This is a genomic window from Methylibium sp. T29 (assembly GCF_000576205.1).
In the GTDB taxonomy this organism is placed as follows: domain Bacteria; phylum Pseudomonadota; class Gammaproteobacteria; order Burkholderiales; family Burkholderiaceae_C; genus Methylibium; species Methylibium petroleiphilum.
Window position 1 is genome coordinate 1 of the sequence record NZ_AZND01000518.1, and the last position, 1,133, is coordinate 1,133.

Sequence of the window (1,133 nt, forward strand, 5' to 3'; positions counted from 1 at the left end):
CCGGGCACTGGCTGGCCACGCGGGAGGGCTCGGCCGAGCCTGGCCCGGCCGGCGCGCTGGACGTGCAGGCCAGCGTGGACCGCACCGCCTTCCACGCCGCGATCGGCCACATCCACGAGGCCATCCGCGCCGGCGAGACCTACCAGGTCAACTACACCTACCGGCTGGACTTCCAGGCCCACGGCGCGCCGGTCGCGCTCTACCGCCGGCTGCGTGCGCGCCAGCCGGTGCCCTATGGCGCCTTCATCGCGCTGCCGGCCGACGAGGTGGCCGCGAGCGGCGTCGCACACGTGCTGTCGTGCTCGCCGGAGCTGTTCGTCCGCCATGCGCAGGGCCGGCTCGTCGCCAAGCCGATGAAGGGCACGGCGCCGCGCCGTGCGGTGCTCGAAGGCGACAGCGAGACCGCCCGGCTGCTGAGCCTGGACACCAAGAACCGCGCCGAGAACCTGATGATCGTCGACCTGCTGCGCAACGACCTCGGTCGCATCGCCCGCACCGGCTCGGTGAAGGTGCCGGAGCTGTTCGAGGTGGAGTCGCATGCCACCGTGTTCCAGATGACCTCGACGGTCAGTGCCGAGCTGGCACCCGGCACCGACCTGCCGACGGTGCTGCGCGCCGTGTTTCCCTGCGGCTCGATCACCGGCGCCCCCAAGCACCACACGATGGAGCTGATCGCCGGGCTGGAAAGCACGCCACGCGGCCTGTACTGTGGCGCCATCGGCTGGGTCGACCTGCCGACCGCAGCGCCGGACGGGGCCTGCGGCGACTTCTGCCTGTCGGTGGCGATCCGCACGCTGACCCTGGGCCCGCCCGCGCCCGACGGTCTGCGCGCGGGCCGGCTGGGCATCGGTGCCGGCATCGTGCTGGACAGCGAGGCCGAGGACGAATACGGGGAATGCCAGTTGAAGGGGCGTTTCCTGACCGGCCTCGATCCGGGCTTCTCGATCTTCGAGACCCTGCACGCGACGCGCGAGCAGGGCGTGCGCCATCTTGACCGTCACCTCGCGCGCCTGCAGCGCAGTGCCACCGCGCTGGGTTTTCGCTGGGACGAGATCGAACTGCGTGAGGCGCTGCAGGAGCAGGTCGGCCGCCTGCCCGCCGGCGCGCCCTGCCGGCTGCGCCTGTCGCTCGAC

1 protein-coding gene is annotated in these 1,133 nt (G+C 72.4%); it reads left to right on the forward strand.

Features of this window, described 5'->3' with window-relative positions; translation table 11 throughout:
* A partial coding sequence (locus tag x551_RS22505) for a chorismate-binding protein (protein WP_036251837.1) occupies positions 1–1,133 on the forward strand: 1,133 nt, incomplete at both ends.